This is a genomic window from Streptomyces sp. NPDC028289, from assembly GCF_055565975.1.
In genome coordinates this window covers 195,711-215,043 of record NZ_JBVHTI010000011.1, presented here as the reverse complement: position 1 = coordinate 215,043, position 19,333 = coordinate 195,711, and the positions used below count along the sequence as shown (strand labels likewise).

Annotated in this window: 15 protein-coding genes and 2 pseudogenes; 7 read left to right on the top strand and 10 right to left on the bottom strand. The window is 66.2% G+C overall.

The annotated features are described in order from the left end of the window. Positions 1-7 precede the first annotated feature (7 nt). The 7 genes from ACZ4UV_RS45830 to ACZ4UV_RS45800 form a co-directional block, all read right to left on the bottom strand. Positions 8-298 carry a hypothetical protein gene (locus ACZ4UV_RS45830; protein ID WP_467847169.1) on the bottom strand — a complete coding sequence of 97 codons (291 nt, stop codon included), beginning with the start codon at positions 296-298 and terminating at the stop codon, positions 8-10. A gap of 105 nt (positions 299-403) precedes the next feature. Continuing rightward, positions 404-757 carry an SPDY domain-containing protein gene (locus ACZ4UV_RS45825; RefSeq protein ID WP_467847162.1) on the bottom strand — a complete coding sequence of 118 codons (354 nt, stop codon included), beginning with the start codon at positions 755-757 and terminating at the stop codon, positions 404-406. A gap of 256 nt (positions 758-1,013) precedes the next feature. Next, positions 1,014-1,583, bottom strand: a complete 570-nt coding sequence (locus ACZ4UV_RS45820) for a hypothetical protein (RefSeq protein ID WP_467847159.1) — start codon at positions 1,581-1,583, stop codon at positions 1,014-1,016. A gap of 32 nt (positions 1,584-1,615) precedes the next feature. After that, positions 1,616-2,047 carry a hypothetical protein gene (locus ACZ4UV_RS45815; protein WP_467847156.1) on the bottom strand — a complete coding sequence of 144 codons (432 nt, stop codon included), beginning with the start codon at positions 2,045-2,047 and terminating at the stop codon, positions 1,616-1,618. 47 nt (positions 2,048-2,094) lie between these two features. Continuing rightward, positions 2,095-2,526 carry a hypothetical protein gene (locus ACZ4UV_RS45810; protein WP_467847152.1) on the bottom strand — a complete coding sequence of 144 codons (432 nt, stop codon included), beginning with the start codon at positions 2,524-2,526 and terminating at the stop codon, positions 2,095-2,097. Between the two features lie 38 nt (positions 2,527-2,564). Continuing rightward, complete coding sequence (locus tag ACZ4UV_RS45805; RefSeq protein WP_467847147.1) at positions 2,565-3,182, bottom strand: hypothetical protein; 618 nt, start codon at positions 3,180-3,182, stop codon at positions 2,565-2,567. 120 nt (positions 3,183-3,302) lie between these two features. Next, positions 3,303-4,217, bottom strand: coding sequence for a hypothetical protein (locus ACZ4UV_RS45800; protein ID WP_467847144.1), 915 nt, complete (start codon positions 4,215-4,217; stop codon positions 3,303-3,305). Positions 4,218-4,409: 192 nt separating this feature from the next. On the opposite strand from ACZ4UV_RS45800, the gene ACZ4UV_RS45795 reads away from it, so the two are divergent. From ACZ4UV_RS45795 to ACZ4UV_RS45775, 5 genes and pseudogenes are all read left to right on the top strand, one after another. Beyond that, positions 4,410-7,442 (top strand): Tn3 family transposase, encoded by a 3,033-nt coding sequence (locus ACZ4UV_RS45795; RefSeq protein WP_467847141.1) that lies wholly within the window; start codon positions 4,410-4,412, stop codon positions 7,440-7,442. 689 nt (positions 7,443-8,131) lie between these two features. Continuing rightward, on the top strand, positions 8,132-9,502 hold the full coding sequence (locus ACZ4UV_RS45790; RefSeq protein ID WP_467847138.1) for a gamma-glutamyltransferase: 1,371 nt from the start codon (positions 8,132-8,134) through the stop codon (positions 9,500-9,502). 235 nt (positions 9,503-9,737) lie between these two features. Continuing rightward, entirely contained in the window at positions 9,738-11,102 is a 1,365-nt protein-coding gene (locus tag ACZ4UV_RS45785) for a hypothetical protein (protein ID WP_467847135.1), read from the top strand. Positions 11,103-11,349: 247 nt separating this feature from the next. Continuing rightward, positions 11,350-11,629 (top strand): annotated as a pseudogene (locus ACZ4UV_RS45780) (transposase family protein); the annotation flags it as partial. A gap of 154 nt (positions 11,630-11,783) precedes the next feature. Then, positions 11,784-12,557, top strand: coding sequence for a hypothetical protein (locus tag ACZ4UV_RS45775; protein WP_467847132.1), 774 nt, complete (start codon positions 11,784-11,786; stop codon positions 12,555-12,557). A gap of 483 nt (positions 12,558-13,040) precedes the next feature. Here ACZ4UV_RS45775 and ACZ4UV_RS45770 read toward each other — a convergent pair. The 3 genes and pseudogenes from ACZ4UV_RS45770 to ACZ4UV_RS45760 form a co-directional block, all read right to left on the bottom strand. After that, positions 13,041-13,234, bottom strand: a pseudogene (locus ACZ4UV_RS45770) (ATP-binding protein); the annotation flags it as partial. A 141-nt stretch (positions 13,235-13,375) separates the two neighbouring features. Continuing rightward, the gene (locus tag ACZ4UV_RS45765) at positions 13,376-13,576 is read right to left on the bottom strand and encodes a hypothetical protein (RefSeq protein ID WP_467847130.1); all 201 of its coding nucleotides are present in this window, start codon (positions 13,574-13,576) and stop codon (positions 13,376-13,378) included. A gap of 120 nt (positions 13,577-13,696) precedes the next feature. Beyond that, the gene (locus tag ACZ4UV_RS45760) at positions 13,697-14,200 is read right to left on the bottom strand and encodes a hypothetical protein (RefSeq protein WP_467847127.1); all 504 of its coding nucleotides are present in this window, start codon (positions 14,198-14,200) and stop codon (positions 13,697-13,699) included. Between the two features lie 342 nt (positions 14,201-14,542). Here ACZ4UV_RS45760 and ACZ4UV_RS45755 point away from each other — a divergent pair, with 342 nt between their 5' ends. Both ACZ4UV_RS45755 and ACZ4UV_RS45750 read left to right on the top strand, forming a co-directional pair. Continuing rightward, a complete protein-coding gene (locus ACZ4UV_RS45755) occupies positions 14,543-15,943 on the top strand; it encodes a hypothetical protein (protein WP_467847124.1) in 1,401 nt (466 codons plus the stop codon). A 112-nt stretch (positions 15,944-16,055) separates the two neighbouring features. Further along, positions 16,056-19,232, top strand: a complete 3,177-nt coding sequence (locus ACZ4UV_RS45750) for a DEAD/DEAH box helicase (protein ID WP_467847120.1) — start codon at positions 16,056-16,058, stop codon at positions 19,230-19,232. Positions 19,233-19,333 lie beyond the last annotated feature (101 nt).

Here is a 19,333-nt window from a genome sequence, read left to right as displayed (position 1 = left end):
TGCGTATCTAGCTGCCGCCGGCGCGGCGGCGGGGGCGGCGCGGGGGTGTCTGGACGGGGCCCTGCCACGTCAGTTCGATGGCGACCTCGGGCGGCAGGTGGCCGAGTTGTGCGTCCTCGTCGCGTCCTTCGGCGAGGTAGACGACGGTCCGGCCGGTCCCGTCCACGGACTGCACGACCTGTGCCAAGCGGTGTGCCATCGGAAAGAACGGATTCATGGCCTGGCGGACCGGAGCACTCCGGTCGAAGCCAGCCAGCAGGTCGATGAGATCGCCGACGGTCATCTCCGCGGACGTCACGAACAGCCTCCATGGGTGAGGGAAACAGTGAGCGATGGAACGGGATGGTGACCGGCGGACAGCCGGCCACTCTCAAGCGCGGAGTACCGGTGGGCGCCTGTGCTGTCATACGCGACGTGAGGTCTCCAGCACACGCGCCACGGCGGCGGCGACAATGTCAGCCGGCGTCTCGATGTCGAACGACAGGCGGTAGCCGCGCACCTTGGCCGTGCCAGTGACCGCGATCTTCCATCCCTCGCCGTCCGTGCCGGGGCGTCCGAGCGGGAACCAGCCGAGGTAGAAGCGGCCGTCCTTCGAGCTGACGTGCACGTCCGCACGGTCGTCCACGATCAGGTGGAATTCCTCCGCGGAGAACTGGTCCATGACCAGCGTTGGCTGGCCGGGGCCGAGCTGCCATTCGCGAAGCCGCAGGGCTTCGACGGTGGTGGAGAAACCGAGGCCCACGGACGCTACGGTCACAGGTAATCACCTCTCTGACCTGGGGTTTCCTGCAAGGTCGTCTACGTTGACATGCCCTCGCGCACGTTGGCCAGTCATTCCGCGATCTTTCCTGTCTGCCCCCGGCGAACTGCTGTTCTGTCTCATCGAAGTTAGTCTTCCTCGCGCCGCAGACCTTGCTGGACTGGATTCAGTGAGGCGCATGCACTGGGTTCGTGGAGACAGGGCAAGAGCCGCATGTTCTGGTGAGCATTCCCTCGCCGAGCGCCGAAACCGTTTACAGCTGGCGGCGCCGCAGGTGCAGCCACCCTCCCGGGGCCGGCGCCTCGTAGGCGCCAACTTTGAGAGCGGTCCTGGCCACTTTCAAGAACAGGTTGTGTTGGCCGTGGTAGGCACCGGACAGCCTGGTCCGAGCCGCCATCTGTTGGCCTCGGTCTCTTCGTACCGTGCCAAGCCAGACTGGTTCTGGGGCATGGTCGTAGAGGAGAGACTGCTGAAGCGTAGTGGCCGTATCAACTACGTCCATCGGAGCGCGAAGTTCGAGTGCAGCGAAGGCCCGCTTTAACCGCTGCGGATCCAACTCCCGCGCCCGGCGCTCCATCTCGTCCCAGCGTTCGTGGAACGCGTCCTCGTACATGGCCTGATAGTCCTGGTAGACCTGCTCGGCCTGGACGAGGAACTCCGCACAGAGGGAGGGCAGGAGTTCTCGAAACCATGGGGCATCGGCCTGGTAGCGGGCCGCACTAGCCTGACTGCGTCCGGCTAGGACTGCACCACCGGCGCCTAGGAGAGCTCCACCGAACGCCGCTCCCGCAGCGATCAAGCCGAGCAGGAATTCGCTGTTCACACGCCCTCCACCTCATCACGAAGGCCCGGAAGTTACCACGGATGGCCATCCTGATCATTTGGGTTCCGTTCGATGCGCGTCACCTCAGTAATCAGGCGATGTCGAATGCGTGGTGACCCGCGAACACTCGCGATATCACGCTTCGACACGGCGAGGTCGCCGAAGATCGAGTGTGGTCGAGGCGCCAGTTGGCCGACGGGGTAGAAGCTCGTGATGTGATAGCGGACCTGGTTGTGCCAGACGTCGAATTCCATGACCCAGGACTCGGCCAGGTCATCCACGACGATCAGTGCCGGGTGAGTGCCAGCGGTGGGCCGGTACAGGAGCATGGCCACTGGCACCGGGCATTCGCCGAACAGTGAGTCGGCAAAGAAGGCCCTGGCTGTCACCATGTGTTCCACGGGCGCACCGGTCGCGTGGCATTCAACCGGCACTTGCTGGAGGAGACCGTCCAGCTCGATCACCACGGTGCGGTGGCGCTTTCCCATCTGTCTGTGTGGTGGCTCCCAGGTCACCGAGGGACCGCCAGGTGCGAGGTGAGCGGGATGTCGTAGCGCATCCAAGAGCGCATGGCAGCAGCAGTACGGGGCCTGCCTGAGCCGAGAGCGTGGTATCCGTCAAAGATCCAGCCCGTCACCTCAAGGAATGTGCCGCAGCCCGTGCTGATGTCCAGTTCCGTGTTGAGGAAGGCGGGCCGCTTGGCCACCGCGAAGCCCTGCCAGGCACGATCCCAGCGGAACAGCGTGCCGAACTCCGGGTCGTCCCACACCAGGAGGCGGTCGCGCGCCCGTGCGGCTCGGCAGTCGAGAATCCACAGGTCCGCGTGGGCCTCCCGGCCGGCGACTTCAAGCGAGGGAAGCGGATGGGCCTGGATCTCTGCCCGCTTACCGCAACGCAGCAGGCAGTCCGCTCTGCGGTTCCCAAGTGGGACCTCGGTGGCCACGCCCCAGTCCTTGACCTCTTTGTGCCATGCGGACTCGGTCACAGGGCGCCCGCGTACCGGAGGAGTTCGGCGTCTTCGTCGTCCAGGCCGAGGGCGTGGGCTCCGACCTCGGCGATGTAGTCGGCGAGGTTGAAGATGCCGGGGATGCTGTCGATGTCGACGACGAGCCGGTCGTAGCGCTTGAACAGGGCGAGGATGCGGTCTCCGCGGGCCCTATGCTCCTTGGCTCCCTGGGCGGATTCCTTGGCCGCACGCTCAAGTCGGTCGGCTTCCATGAAGTCGCGCTCGGCAAGAAGAGGGAGGACTTCCATGATGCGGTCGAGGTCTTCCAGCACGAGTTGTTGAGCCGTTTTCTCCGTCAGCTCGCCGCCCTCACCGACCAGGATCTTCGCCACGACCCTTTCGTCGTCGGATCCAGGACCGTGGGAGCCGGGCAGCGCACCGTCGTCAGGGCCTGATACTCCCGTTCCGCAACTCGGCCCCGGCACTGCGGTTCCTCCCTGCTCTGGTCCGGCCGGACCAGCGAGAGCGGCGATACGGAGTTCCTTGCAGACTTTGTTGAACGAGGTGGTGCACATCGTTCTCACCGCGCGGTCGAAAACCGGGCGGTATTCCGCGGAGAGCACGTTGATCTTCGACCGGACGACGCCTTGCATCCGGGTGAGCTGCTCGGTTTCGCTCCCGCCCTGATGGATGCACCGGAGGGCCTCCCGGTCGAGGACGTCGCGTACGGCATTGGGGTAGCGGCCTGCGGCATTGGGGATAGGCACGGATTTCTACTTTCCGGTGAGGAGTCGGATCGGGCGGGGGCGCTTCTCCAAGACACGGCCGGCCCACGAGACGACCGAGTCACGGATGGATTCGACGGACTGCCATACGTCGGGGTCGTCGACGTCTGCGAAATCGTCGGGACCCAGCAGGAGGATTTCCCTGCACTTGTGGGCCAGGCCGAAGTAGCGGATGGTCCAGTCGGCACGCGGATCGCGTTCGTCGTCGCCGATCAGCTCGTTAACCAGGTCTTCGTCCAGATCCGGGGCGGGGCGCATCTGCTCACGCACGTACCGGGCGACCGCCTGGTCCTGGAGGACTTCACGCACGGTGGGCTCCTGCAGGATGGACAGGACGGCTTGCGGGGTTTTAGTCAGTTCCGCGACGACGGCCTCCCGTACCCCTGCACGGCCGAGTTGAGCGACGATCTCGCCCGGCGTCTCCGTGCAGGACGCTCCGTCCGCCAGGCCCAGGGCCCGGCAGTACTCCCCGGCGTCCAGCACGGTCGGCCATCCGGTCCGCTCAGCGCCGACGAGCCTCCCGAGCAGCAGTCCAACACGACGCGCGCGCTCGGCCGGGTCGGTTACGCAGGCTGTGACCACGCACTTCCACGGCACGTGGACGGAGGATGTGGCGAGACGTTCACGAAGTTCCAGGCCTGCCAACGCCGCGACGCGCTGGTATCGCTCAAGTGTGTCGGCCGCATAGCCGAGTTGGCGTGCCAGCGGTTCCAGGGCACTGCTCACCGCCAGGCTGGACTGCTCGGCGATCTCGGCGCACACGTCACCGAGTCCGAAGCGTGCGGCTAGCTGCACCCGCGTCGCCTGGACGTCCTGCTCCGCGAACGCTCTCGCGCGTTTGAGCTGCTCGTCGGTGTAGCCGGGATCTGCGGTACCGCCCGGCTCGATCCACACGTTCTCCATGGCCGAGGACCGTAGTAGGCCAAGCCGTCAGAAACGGCCGCAAACCACTCGAACAGCCGCTCAAAAAACGGGTCGACGACCAAGATCTCAAAAATGTGCCCTAAGGCCGATCACCCTCGAAGTCCGGTTTGACCCGGCCCCGGCGGCGCCCTGAATCTGCCCCGCGTGACAATCCGATCGTCAGGAGAGGCAATGCACAGCGCAGAGGAGCGGCGGGAGTTGAGCGCGGGTTACCCGTCGTTCGTCCATGGGATCCCGGAGAGCGAGTGGCCCCGTCTCCGGCTCGGCGAGGAAGACATGCGGCTGATCCAGGGCAAGCGAGGCGAGCACAACCGGCTCGGCCTGGCCGTGCAGCTGACGGTCCTGCGCTTGCTGGGCCGTTTCCAGACCGACATGGAGAGAATCCCCGAGGATCTGGTGCTCCGCGTGGGCGAGCAGCTCGGCATCTCCGACCCGCTCGACAAGATCCGCCTATACGGGAAGAACGGCGACACCGTTCGAAACCACGTAAGAGAGATCAGGCGGGAACACGGCTGGACTTCCTTCGTGGAGGGCGAGGCCCAGCTCGTCGCCTGGCTGGAAGACCGGCTGAAGTACTCCACGGACGGTCCGAAGGCGATGACGCTCCAGGCCGTGGTCTGGCTCCGCGAGCAACGTGTGCTGCTCCCCAGATATTCGACGCTGCGGGACCTGGTGTCGCGCTGCCGGGTTAATGCCGAAGACGCTTTGACGAAGGCGCTCGTCTCCAAGATGAACCGTCAACAGGTCCGTATCATCGACTGGTTGATGGAGGTTCCCGCCGGCGAGCGCACCAGTCGTCTGGACGGCCTGCGCCGCGGTGTGGGCGTGCCCTCGTGGGACAACTTCGCGAAGGCACTGTCACGCGCGGACGAGATCCGTGCTCTCGGGTTCGGTGATGTGGATGTCTCGTCCATCCCCGAACGCAAGTTGGCGCAGCTAGCCGATCACGCCTTGACCGAGCGGGTACCACGCCTGAAAGAGCAGACTGGCAAGCGGGCTGCGGTACTTGCGGCCATCAAGCGCCTGGAGACGAGCGCCCTGGACGATGCCATCGACATGCTCGACAAGCTGATCAGCGAGCGCTTCATCGCCAAACCCAAGAGATGGGCCGACAAGGCCCTCGTCGACGCCTACCCGAAGTTCGCCCCTGACGGCACCCTGACCGCACAGGCACTACTCGCCGTCCTGGAATCCGTGGCGGAGAGCATCGACCACGACAGCGGCGAGATCACCGACCCAGTTACCGACACCGACACCATCCGCGCTGCCATGGAGGTGGTCGCCGACCGGGACACGCTCCTCCGGGCAGCCAAGAACCTCCTGGAGTACATGCCGGCCCAGGACTCCGACACCCACGAGACCCGTCGCGCCAAGGCACTGGAACGGTTCCGAGACGTACGGACGCTCGTACCCGTCCTCGTGGACAGGGTTCGCTTCGGCGCAAGTCCCGCAGGCCAGGCCGCACTGACCGCCCTCCACGCTTTGCCGCCTCTCCTGGATCGCGAGGACGTACAGCTCGATGACATCGACACCACGTTGTTGAAAGGCTCCTGGAAGCGCCTCGTGGAAGGTGAACCCGAACATTCCGACGACTCGCTGAACCTGTCGGCATACGCCCTGTGCGTGGTGGAGACCTTCCACCGGCATCTGTGTAAACGAGAGATCTTCGTTCAGGGCTGTTCCCGTTGGGGGGATCTGCTCGCGCGACTCCTGTCAGACGAGGTCTGGGCACAGGCCCGGCCCAGCCTGCTCACCAGCTTGGATCTGCCCGAAGACCCCAGCACCTACCTCGACCGCGCTGGAAAAAGCCTGCACGCCGACCTCGTCAGAGTCGCCTCCCGCATGCCCGAGGGCGCTCAAATCACCCTCGACAACAGCGACTTGGTCTTGCCAAAGGGGCGGCCACCGCGCACGTCGAACCTGAGCCGCCAAGTGGAGAGGATGCTCCCCAAGGTAGAGCTGCCCCAAGTGGTGCTGGACGTGCTGAGCCGGACCGGCGGGATCGCCGCGTTCACCACCCGCAACGGCAACCCTTCCCCCTACCCGGAATTCGAACTGTCCGTAGCCGCCGTGATGGTCGGATACGGCTGCAACATCGGCCTAGAAGCCGTCGCGAACGACGAAAAGGACGCCCTCAAACTCGACCGCCTCACCAGCATCAGCCGTGAATACTTCCGCCCTGACGTGATCGAGGCATGCACCACCCTCATGCTCGGCGCGGAGACCGAAGCACTCAACACCCTGCAGTTGGACGGGGAGCGCCTCGCCTCCGTGGACGGCCACCACTTCGTCATCCCCACGCCACAGCCCGGCCTGCTCATCGCACCCGAAGGCAATTCCGAGGTCACCTGGCTGACCATGCTGACGGAGCAGGCCATCCAGCTGTCCGGGCGCATGGTCAGCGGCCGGCCCAGCGCCGCTCTGGAGGCACTCAACACCCTTACGACGTACCGGGACCAGATCAACGTCCCGGACAACCGACACCCCGAAGCCATCGTCGCCGAGGCCGGAACGCACGAGGACCTCGTCTTCGGCCTTCTGACCCTCTCCGGCTACTCCTACCAGCCCGCCCCGCACCAAATCAACGACACCAGGCTATGGCGCATCGACAGGTCAGCTGACTACGGCCCCCTCCAGGGCGTAACGCGCCGGCAGATCGACCCTTCGCAGATCGCCGAGCACTGGGAAGGCATCCTGCGGGTGATCGGTTCGATCCACCACGGTGCCGTCAGCGCACACGACGCGCTGCGGATCCTGACCCGCAACGGCCAGCCCACCAATCTCGGATCAGCGATCGTCTCCTTCGGACGCATCGCCAAAACACGCCACCTGCTCCGCCTCTATGACAACCCCGAGTACCGGAGCGGGATCGAAGCACAGAGCAGGCTGCACAAGGAACGCGCCGACCTAGCCAGGCGTATCTGCCACGGCATCGACGGCCCCTTCCCCGACTACTACCCCGGTCTGGAAAACCGGCTCGGTGTTCTCGGCCTCGTCCTCAACACCGTGGCCCTCTTCAACACGGTCTACATCCAGAAGATCGTCGAGAAAGCGCGAGCCCAGGGCCAGGTCATCTCCCAAAGCGAACTCCGCCAGCTCTCTCGGATGATGTACGGCCACATCAACATGCGCGGCCGATTCCACTTCGAGCCGCCCACCGAAACAATGTTTGAAATCCCTGACCTCGAACCGGATCTCACCTGAAGTCCGGCGGCTCCACTGGCGGAGCCGCCCCTGAGAACCACTGAGCAGCGAACGTCTCCGCCTCACACCGAAGCCGGTACCCCTCCGAGGTACCGGCTTCGCTTTTGCCCGCCACTGCCACCTGCACCAACCCGTGGAATGAACTTCCTTCCGTTCCGACACATCGTCAATGTCGTCGTCTCCGCAGCGAAAAGGAACTCCCATCCGCGATCCGAACAATGCTGGCCAGAGCTCTGACCAGGCCAGATACTCCTTAACCCACATTTTTGAGATCTTGGTCGCCCGATCCTGCCGCAGGGCATCCCGGGGATCGGAACCTCGCGGGATCGGACCTTCACCGGCATCGCCTGCACCCTCATCTGCTACCGCAGATCCACCAGTTGAGATGACTTGTTAGACCATAGGAGTTGAGACTCCGCAACTTCGGCATGCCCGAATCTCACTCCGGAGGCCAGCCGGATCGCTTCCGCCGCGGCTCCGTAGACAGCGCGATGCCCGGCGCCGGAGCGGTCTGGGTCCGTGCCAGAGTGATGCGCATGATCCCCGCACACGTTCCCGACGGGCCGCCGCTGACCTACCCTGACAGCTTCGACATACCGGTCCTGTTCCGAAACGGGCCGGCGGAGAAGCCCCGGAGGCAGTGGCGGACGGCCAAGCACAAAGCGTGGCCAGGATCGGACGGGTTCCCGATGGCCTACGGTTGGTATGCCCCGACCACGACGTGGCGGGAGATCATCAAGGCTGCGACCGAGGTCGGCCGCGATGTCACCCCGCACCTGCAGAACCAGCCGCGCTACGCACACGGGGAACTCGTCGCCCGGGTCTCCCCGTTGTACGCCTACCTCGGCGCGCACCCCGTCGAGCCCCGCCATCCCGTACCGGGCGCCAAGGGCCGGCGTCTGACCTGGAACCCGGTGTACGCGTACGGCACCGAGCGGAGCGCGAAGAATGCCGCCGGGTACCGGCTGGGCATGACGATGACCGAGTGGGCCTGCCGCTCGCTGCTGGGCCTCGGTCAGACCGAGCACCTCGAACTCGGCGGCCCGATTCCCGCCCTGCTCAACACGTTCAAGGATCCGAAGAAGAAGCTGCCCGACCTGTGGGGGCGTCACGAGGCAGAGGAGCTGTACTGGCTGATCGAGGCCAAGGGCGGCGACGTAGGTCTCGGTACGCTCCGCAAAGGGTGGGCGCAGCTGGCGGCCGGCAGCAAGGTCCTCGGTGCGTACGCGCACCGCACCGTCCTGGTCGGGGCGTCGGTACGGCCTGGGGACGATCTCTTCCTCACCGTCGACCACGACCTGCACCCCGGCCTGCCGCCCCTCCCCCCTGCCGGGTCCGGCACCGACGACGCGGCCGGCCCGGGCAACCTGGAAGACCACCTCGACGACAGCGACGACGCGCTCATCGGCGCGGCCCGTGCCCAGATGCTCGCCTACCTGGCGCTGCGCTCGGCTCCCGCCTCGCAGGTGCGCACCGTGCCCGTTCCCGCCGACCGCGCTTCCCGTCACCGGCGTTCCCAGCTGACCACACCCCTGGAAGACGATGGCCTCACTTTCGCCATGCGGGCCGACGCCCGCGGGGAAGCAGCGCCCGACGTCGAGCAGCACACCCTGCGGGCCGGAATCCGCTCCATGGGCCTCGACGACTTTCTGAGTTGCCGCATCCCCGGCACTGAGGTCCACCTCGGCATGTCCCGGAAGCTGTTCGCCGCCTGCGAGCGCCTCCACGAGGAAGACCTCGCCATCGCCCGGCACACCCCAGGACTGCGCGCCGAGGACCAGCCGGCCGCCGACCTGGAACTCAGCGACGAGGCTCAGGAAGAACAGCGCCTCACCCAACGGCGCATCTTCCGAGAACAGCAGGAGGAAGCCCGCCCACGGCTGCGTCCCCTGCTCCGCGATGCCTACGAACGGGGCGCCACAAGCGACTGGAGTGACCTGCTGCGCCGCCCCCAGGAACCGGTACTCGATCTGGAAGGCGACGAGAGCCTCCTCGAAGCGGCGACGCCGGAAACGTACCTGGCCGTCAGCCGCTACGACCTGCCCCCAGCACGCCCCTAATCACCCCACCAGCAGGCCGCAGCCCGAGCCGAAGGCGAAGCCGGAGGGAGCCCGCCGTTCCTGTGACTGAGCACTCGAAATGGCGAACCGATACGTGACTTGGCAAGCACAGCAACGCGGTCACCCGCGCAAGCCCGTCCCCTGGCCCAGGTGCTGGCCAGTCACGGCAGCTTGCTGTACCCGTGCGCTGGAAAAGCTGTCTCGTTGAGGGTCATGATGGGACGACACTGTGCGGGTGAAGCTGTTCGATCCGGGCTTCGAGCCCCAAGAAGTGATCACGCATCCCCGACACCAGGCCGCGCAGGCACACCTGGTGCCGTTGATCGAGCGCGTACGGGCCTGCCGCAGCCCGCAGGACGGCTACGAACTGCAACAAGACCTGCTGCGACACATCCTCGAAGTCGAGGACCACCGCAACGCCCTCAGCCAGGCGGTCAAGCGCATGCGCGCCGGCAAGGCGCCGCAAGTCGGTGCGCCCGAACCGCAGTCAGGGCTGGACGCGTCCGACATCAAGACGTGGATCCTCGAGCGGGAGCTGTGCGAGCGGGTGGCGCGACAGTTCCGCTCGATCGGCGACGCGCTGGCTTGGAGGGCCTTCAACCACGACCGCCGGTACATCCTGGCCCTGTGCCGAAACGCGCCGCCCGGAATCATGGCGGGCAAGGCTGGCCTCAAGACAGAGCTGGAGACCATAGAGAGCCACTGGCGCGACAACGGCCAGTTCGCACTCATGCACGACTTGACCTACTGCCTGCGGATCGGCGACATCACCGTCTGGCAGGACGACGGACCCCATACCTATGAGATCAAGACCAACGCCAGGTACCGCAATGCTGTCCAGGAGCAGCGGATCGCGACCGCGTACGAGGCCATCCGCACCGGATCCGCCTTGCCCGGGGACAACCCCAGCGAGCGGCTCCATGACATCGACACTCCGCTGCTGACGCACATGGAGCTGCTGCAGACCGCGACCCAACACGCCGCCAAAGACGGGATCTTCGCCGCCAAAATGCCCGGCAGCCGTGCCCTGATTGCCGTCGACCTGCACGGCGTGGTCAGCCAGGGGTGGACGACGGAGGAGTTCGGACAACGGGTAGCCCGTCAATGGAACGCCGCACGCCGCCGCGCACGCATCGGGGACCAGCCCGACTTGAACATGCACGCCACGAGTCTGGACAGCGTCTCACGCGACCCGCTGCGCGTCCCGTGGGGCGTCTACCCCCTACACCCCATTGCCGCAGCACGTCTGATCGGCGACGTGATGACCTTCGCGGTGGAGACCTCGGGCCCTTCCCTAGCCGCAGACCTGACCGCCCGGGACATCCCGGCGCAGTGGGTGCGCCCACCGGGAAACGAGGACCTCGTAGATGGCGAGGTCCTCATGGAGATGCACAGCCGGGCCGAATGGCGCATTCCCAACGGACTCACCGCCAAGCTGTCCCGGACACTGCAGCTGAGGCGCTCGGAAATGGACCGCTACTTGATCGAACTACTGGACCAGGACTGCTGGGCAGCAGGGATCCGGCACCTGTTGCTGTCCCCAGACACCTCCGACCGGCCGTGGCCCGTCTTCCGCGACGAGGGCCATACCTGGCTGTGACGCTCACCGGCCTGGCCTGCTGGAGCTGCAGGGAAGTTCCGGGTCCACCTACCCGGGCAGGGGAGCGGTGTGACAGGGTCCTGGGGATCATGGTGGCCGACCGAGGGAACCGGTTCAGCGACCACGACAAGGATCAGGTGGCCGACCGCTGGGGCTTGTCGCTGGTGCAGAAGGACTCTGTTGCTTCGATCACCACATAGATCGAGATCGATCCGTCGGTGTTAGCGAAGGGCGGATCCGCCTCCTTACTGGGCTGGCGATCCCGCACCATCGCGAACAGGGCCAGAAGGAACTTCCGACCTGGAAGGAGGAGCACAACTACTCACACCGCGAGGTGCGCGCACGTGGAGCACACCTTCGCCCGCATGAAGAGCTGGAAGATCCTTCGCGACCCGGCACGCCGTCGCCTCGGCCGACGACATCACGCCACGCTTGGCAGTCCCCGGCTCCACAACCTCGCCCTCACGGGATTGTCAGGCCGAACGTGGGGGCTGCAGCGCTCAGCCACAGCTAGCCGGTGTGACTGAGCACTCCAGTTTGCGGGTTGATCACTTCAAGCGGCGGAGCCCGCCGCACAGGACACGAAGGTGCTGTGATCTTCCACAAACCACGTGGGTATCTTGGTGTAGCGGGCGTCGGCGGTGCTGAACCACACCGAATCCGATCCGCTAAGATCCGCTGATGTCCTGCGTCTTCTGCGGCGGTTCCCCCGTCACCAAGGAACACGTCTTCCCTCAGTGGCTGAACCAGTATCTTCCGCCAGGGCGGCAGCAGACCGAACAGACCCGCTATGGGGCGGGCGCCTTCGACGTGACCAGGCAGAGCATGGGCCTGGACTTCACGGTCAAGAAGGTGTGCGCCCCGTGCAACAACGGCTGGATGTCGAAACTTGAGAGCTCTTCCAGGGGTGCCTTGGAGCCACTGATCATCCGGCAGGATCTCGATCTCATATCCCTCCAGCGGCAACGCCAGATCGCGCTCTGGGCCACGAAGACGGCGATGATGGCCGACCAGGTTCAGCAGGAGCCCCTCCTACCGTCCCATCAGCTCCGGAGAATGCGTACGCACCGAGCGATTCCTGGTGGAACGCGCGTCTGGCTCGGGTCCTGCCCCGAACGCAATCCCACCGTCACCAGTCACACCGTGAGGATCGACCTCACAGGTGTATCCACTCCCGACACCCCCCAGCCAGTCGGGTTCTACTGCCCCATGAAGATCGGGCACCTCTGCGTATACGTCTACTTCCCGGCCGTGGACGTCGTCATCCAGCACGCACGTGAGTTCCATCTCTCCGTCGCCAGGATCTGGCCCCGTCGTTCCAGCGACCTACCTTTCCCTCCACCTGTCCAGCCACGGACCGGGGAAGCTTTCGAAGCATTCGCCGACGCGTTTCGCGAGAGCCTCTACCTCTACACACCCGAGCAGGCGGCTGAGCATGGGATCAAGGAGTCCTGAGATCGGGGTCATGACTGGCGAATCATGCCAACGGAAGTTGGCCCGACTGGCCAAGTACATGCTCAGTGCTGAGCCTGACCAACCCGGCCAAGGTTGTCGAGTGCTTCTGGAGTCAGTGCTCCGACGTCCCGAGGAGCGCCCGCCCAGGCGGCGTCCTGTTTCTCCGCGTCTGCCCGCGCTGTCGGCACCCGGGGGCAGCGGATACCCCCGCACATGCCCAAACCGCCGTGCATGATGCCAATCATGCAGCTCGAAGCGGTATCAGCGTTCATCGCCTCAGGCGCTGCCGTCCTGGGTGTTCCCGCCGCTCTCATCGTGGGCTTGCGTCAGGCCAGGGCGGCGAGGCAGGCCGCGGAAGCGGCATCCCAGGCTTGTCAACGGCCATTTCGTTCTCCCGTAGGCGGCCAGGAGTTCGCCCCGCTGGCGGCCATCGAGATGTCCCCGGTGGCGGCCAGATAATTCCCTGCCCTCGGGTCGGTCGGGTCAGCTGAAGGGCTTCACTCCTTGTCCGCTGGTGGCCTGGGTGAGCCGGTAGCTGTCACCCTGGGTGACGACGATGTGAGCGTGGTGCATGAACCGGTCGACCGTCGCGGTGGCCAGGGTCTTGGGCATGATCTCGGCGAATCGGGGGGGGGGTGGAGGTTGCTGCTGACGGCGACCGAGCGTCGTTTCTCGGCCCAGCCAAAGCGCCGGTCCAGCAGGTGCTCTACGAACAGCGCGATCGTCACCTCGTAGGTCCGTGCCGTGGACATCTGGATCGGAGCAGTACCGCTGCGCAGTTGGGCGATGAACGCCTCGCCCTCGGCCGCCGTCCACTGTCACGGATACAGGCCGGAGAACTCCCCCACGCGCTCCACCAACCGAACCCGCGGGTCGATCGTCGTCGGCTTCAAGAAGCGCGCCGCCTGCTGTCGCGCCCAGCCCTCCTTCATCGCCTCAAAGACCGCCGCAGCCGGGTCGAGGTGCACCACGTACGGGGCCAGAACAAGACGGGCTGACCCGGGAGCCTCCATCACCACACAGCTGTTGTAGCCAATGCAACATTGATGCGGCAGGCACTCAGGCCCAGCTCGCCGCTTTGAGGGAACGCCTCCCAAACGGACCCCGCCCGGACTCAACCAGCAGTAACGGCAGAGCGGTCACACAGCCGAGTGTTGCATCCGACGCAATTCATCCCGTTTCACCTCCGTGGCAAGGACGGGACCGAGTCCGAAGCCGCACCACGGCTTGTCCAGGAAGACCCGGTCGAGGATCAGCAGGTCACCGACCGGGCATTCGATGGCCTCGTCGAAGGCGTCGGTGTACTGCCCGGTCTGGGGGTCGAGGACGGTGGAGGCGATGGATTCCAGATCTGCCGACTCCGCGTCGGCGGCCTCCCATCGGTTGTCCGCGGTGTAATCCCGAAGCCGGCACAGGAGCAGGTAGCCGATCTCCGTGCCCTTTTCGACGGCCCGCTCGCAGGCCTCGCTGCATCCCTGGGGGCACTCCTCTTCCTCGCCGTGGAAGAGGCGCACCGAGACGTGCCACCGCTCCAGGGTGTCCTCGAAGTCGAAGGGCTCGATGGGATGGTCATGGGTGTAGACCAGGCGCAACCGGGCCGGGTCGCGGGGCAGTTCGCGTGCCGGACGGCGGGATGCAGTCATGTCTGGGGAGCGGGCAGGTCTGACAGCCGCCGCGGATACGACAAAGAATGAAAGACCCACGCCCCTCCCGCCGCGCGTGCCGCAGGCACCCTGTGGGTGCTGTCCTGGCCTGCCGGGGACAATGATGCCGAAAAGCCTTACGCAGACGGGGCGACCAGCTATGGTCGTTCGCGGACCCGGGTTGTCGATCGCATCGACAGCACCAGTCACCTTTCGGTTCTTGCGCTGTCCGGAGATGCGGCTGCACCGCGCCTACCAGCAGCTTTCCCTGTCGTGTGCGGCTGGCCCGTGGTCGGCCGCGGTCGTTGGAGTGCTCCTGTGACAGTCCCACCAATTCCGGCCGTGCCCCGCAGCTTTCTCTGCGAGCACGCGAGCAGCAAAAGCCGTGTCCTTGTCGTGCTGGCCCATGCGAACGGACCCGCCTGCGTGCAGGCCGTGTTCACTTGCCGGGACGCCCATGTGGCCCAGCACGCGGCCCGGCTGTTGTCGTCCGCCGCCCTCGACGGGGCCCTCACGGAGCAGCAGGAGATCACGGCGCAGAAGATCGCAACCGCGCTGCCGGACGCCCCGGCCGCGTCCTTCCGTCAGGCCCTGCAGCGCGCTCGGGCCGGCGTGTGGCCCAGCGCCGCCCCCGCGTTGTTCTCCTGGCCTGACGACGACCCGCTTGAGGGGCCGCTTGAGGACGAGCCCGGGCTTCCCATCTCGGCCGCTCGATCGCCGAAGGACGCCCGGCTGGCCGACCTGCCGGGCCCGGTGGTCCGGGTGGTGCAGCTGCGTGAGTTCCACGTATACGACCAGCTCAAGCTGCTCACTGCCGCAGCAGCCAGCGGCTGGGAGCCGATGCCGGATGAGGAACTGGACGAGGACGATCCGCACGACCTCGTGGGCGCGGTCATGTTCGCTGCGGAGAGCACGGGAGAGCTGCCCGGCATGGACTGGCTGACCGATGCGCAGGAAGGCCACCTGCTGCTGCGGGCACGGGGAGACGAGGTCGCCGACTGGTCGACCGAACCCGTCCGCATCAACTTCGGTACCGGCTGGCGGCTCCAGCAGGCCGCCAGCCCCTATGCCGCACCACCGCGAAGCCCCGGTGCCACTGCGGTCGTGCCCGAGGAACCGCAGCCGGACTTCGCCTCGCTCTTCGCCCTGCCCGCAGCGTGCGACTGCGAGGAGGAAGACTGCCAGAAGTGCCACTGGACCCTCACGCCGCGCACGGCCGATCTGCTCTTCAGTGCGCTGGACGAGCTTGCTGAGGCGGCCTACGACGACGCCGCAGAGTTGGGTGAGCGTCCCGTTACCAAAGACGATGACGGTGCGTGGGGCTTCTTCTCCCAGCTGCCGCAGGTGACATGGCGCCAGAACCTGCAGTGGCGCCGCAACCTGGCCCGGGCCTGTGACGATCTGGCAGGCGACCTCCAGCGTGGCAGCTGGCCCCGGCCCACCTGTGCGGCCGAGGAGATGGTCTTGCACCTCGCTCTGGGCGAGGCCCCCGCCCATCGGGTAGCCGGCGACAGCGCGCATGCGACGCTGCCCACGCACCGCGACGACTACGACTTCGACGCCTGCTCGGACTTCTTCTTCCAGGACCACGACGTGCTGGGGCTGTACGACAGCAAGTACAACTCCGATGAGGCAGACGGCGTCGGGCCCTCCTCTGTCCCGCCCGCCCTTCATCCGGACAACTGGTTCGAGGACTTCCTCAACGTCCCTGCGCGCTCTGCCGAGCGCGGACACCGCCGCTGAACCGTCGCCGTTGGCCCGCTGCGTGAGCCGATCCACATCCCTCGCGTGCGCCTCGCGCATCTGCCCAATTACGGCGGGCCATCACCCAGATCTGCAACAGAGAGCACCCGGCATGAACATAAGCACGCAGCCCGTGTGGGCTGAAGAGAGATTCGAGCGCAACAAGGTCCGGCAACTGCTGGTCCCCGGCGGCGCATTGGAGGTCACGGACAAGGACGGGCTGCTGCGTGTCTCCAATGTCTACGGCAGCTGGCCCGCCGCGCGCACGGCAGCGGAGTCAGCCGAGGGGCTCACGGCCGTGCTGCCCAGCCGCTCCGGCCGCGAGGTGCGCTGGCAGGGCACCCTCGCCTGCACGCCACAGGCGGTGGTCGAGTCGTATCGGGAGGCCATCGGCTTTCGCCCCTACGGTGAGCCGCGCAGCCTGCGCCGTCCGCAGATCGGCGCCGTGCACGCGGCGATGGGCCACTGGGCTTCAGGCCTTGCCGACCCAGGCATGGTGGTCATGCCCACCGGCACCGGCAAGACCGAGACCATGCTTGCGTTGCTGGTGGCCGCGCGGATGGAACGGCTGCTGGTGCTGGTGCCCAGTGCGGCACTGCGGGACCAGATAGCGGGGAAGTTCGAGACGCTCGGCATCCTGCAGCGGGAGCAGATCGTGACACCCGCTGCATTGAGGCCGCGGGTGGGCCGACTCGAGCACGGATTCAAAGATCCCGAGGAGGCTGCTCGGTTCGTTCAGGCGTGCAATGTCGTCGTCGCCACCCCGCAGATCCTCAACAAGAGCGTGGGAAACGTGCGGACGGAGCTGCTGTCGTCGTTCTCCCATCTGATCGTGGACGAGGCGCATCACTCCCCCGCAGATACCTGGGCGCGGGTGATCGATGACTTCTCGGACCCGAACCGTCCGGTATTGCTGTTCACCGCCACCCCGTTCCGGGAGGACGGCCGCAGGCTGCCCGGCCGGACCGTGTTCCGCTTTCCGCTGCGGGAGGCCCAGCAGCTGGAGTACTTCAGGCGCATCAACTACCGAGCGGTGTTCGGTGTCGAGGACGTCGACCGGGAACTGGCCGGGCTGGCCGTGGGCCAGTTGCGCGCTGATCTGGAAGCCGGCCATGACCACTTGCTTATGGCGCGGGCCGAGAGCATTCCGAAAGCCGAAGAACTCGGCCTGATCTACCGGGAACTGGCACCCGAGTTCAGTCCCACCGTGGTCCACCAGAACGTGGGAGTCACGCGCCGCAAGGCAGCCGTGCAGGCGCTGCACACGCGCGAGTGCCGCATCATCATCTGTGTCGACATGCTCGGTGAGGGGTTCGACGAGCCCGCCCTGAAGATCGCGGCCATGCACGCAGCCCGCAAGAGCCTGAGCCCGATGATCCAGTTCATCGGCCGGTTCACGCGAGCCGCGGACGGGCTGGGCGAAGCCACCGTGTTCGTCGCGCAGGAACCGGGCGCCGGCGCCTCACCGCTGCGCCGTCTGCTGCGCGAAGACGCCGACTGGAATCATCTGCTGCGCGACCTCACCGACCGCGCCACCCTGGCCGCAGAGGAGACCAACGCCTTCGACACCACGTTCACCGGTGCGCCCGAGGGCGTGACGGTCAGCGTGCTGGAACCGAAGATGAGCGCGGTCGCCTACCGAGCGGCCACCGCAAAGTGGAGGCCCGAGGCCGCCCTCACGCTCTGCAAGGACAACGAGCGTGTCCTGGACGACAGGATGGCCCTGGGCGGGGAAGACTCCCCCGTTGCCTGGTATGTCATCGAGCGGCGCACCCCCGTACGCTGGGGCGCCCCGCAGGAGCCGGAGCAGGTCGTCTACGAGCTGATCGTGCTCTACTTCGACACCACCAGGCGGCTGCTGTACATCCACGGCTCGGAGAAGTCGAGCACCTATAAGGACCTGGCCGAGGCGGTGCTGGGCGAGGACTGCGAACTGATCAGCGGCAAGCACACCTTCCGGGTGCTGGCCCGCCTGGACCGGCTGGTACCGACGAATGTGGGCCTGAAGGATGCGCGTGACTACTTCACGCGTTTTTCCCTCCACGTCGGCAGTGACGTCTCCCAGGGCTTCACCACCGCCCAGGAGCACAAGAGCCAGACCCACATCGCCGCATCTGGTTTCGACGACGGCGACAGCGTCTCGATCAGTGCCGCCCACTCGGGCCGGTTCTGGTCACCCACCACCGCGCCAAGCCTCAAGTCCTGGACCGACTGGTGCGACCAGCAGGGCACCAAACTGCTGGACAGCACCATCAACCTGGAGCGGGTCTTCGACGGATTCATCATCCCCGAAGACCTCACCGCACGGCCGCCGTACGTCTTGCTGGGCGTAGAGTGGCCCTGGCAGGTCTACCTCGGCTCCCGGGACCGGTACACCCTCACCTACGACAACGTCAGCTATGCGCTCACCGATGTGGGCTTCGAAGTCGACGACTACTCCACGACCGGCCCGTTCCTGTTCTCCCTCACAACGCCGGCCTGGCGCGTGTCGTACCGGGCCGACTACGACACCAAGGGTCTGGTCTACCGTCCGCGCGAGCAGGATGCCGTGATCGTCGGCAGTGGCCCGGCTGCGCAGCCGCAGCCCCTTGAGGAATGGCTCAACGCGCACAGGCCCGACCTGTTCTTGGAGGGCGACCGCCTCATCGACGACGAGGGCAAGCTCATCGCTCCACGCTATGAGCGTCGTCCCTACGATCCGTCCCTGCTCACCCCGCTGGAGTGGCACGGCGTGGACCTGAGCAAGGAGTCACAGAGAGCGGAGCGCCGGACCGACTCCATTCAGTACTACATGTCGGCCCACCTACGGGCCATCCAGTCCTTCGACGTCCTCCTCGACGACGACGGCAAGGGTGAGGCGGCCGACCTCGTCGGCCTCAAGGTCGACGGACGCTACCTGGACGTGACGCTCGTGCACTGCAAATACTCCTCCAAGCCCACCCCCGGCGCACGCGTCGAGGACCTGTACGAGGTATGCGGGCAGGCCATGCGCGGCGCCAAGTGGAGGCGTGGAAACGCCCTGCCTCTGCTGGATCATCTGCACAGCCGAACCGTCCAGTACGCCCGACGCAACCCTGGCATCTCCCCCTACGAAGTCAGCGGGTCCAAGGAACTACTGGCCATCCACGAGCAGGCTCGTCTGCTTCGGCCGCGTTTCCACACGATCATCGTCCAGCCAGGTCTCCAGGCGAGTGCGGTCACAGATCAACAGCTTCTTGTTCTCGCGGGCGCGGAGAAGTTCGTCCGGGACACCAGCGCCAGCGACTTCACCGTCTACTGCAGCCAGTAGATCCACGGACGAGACGCGCAGCCGGGCAGCCCCAGGCACTGCCCGGCTGCCGTCCTAATGCCAGCCGGGGAACGCGTAGTGCTGGTCCATCACGCAGAGCG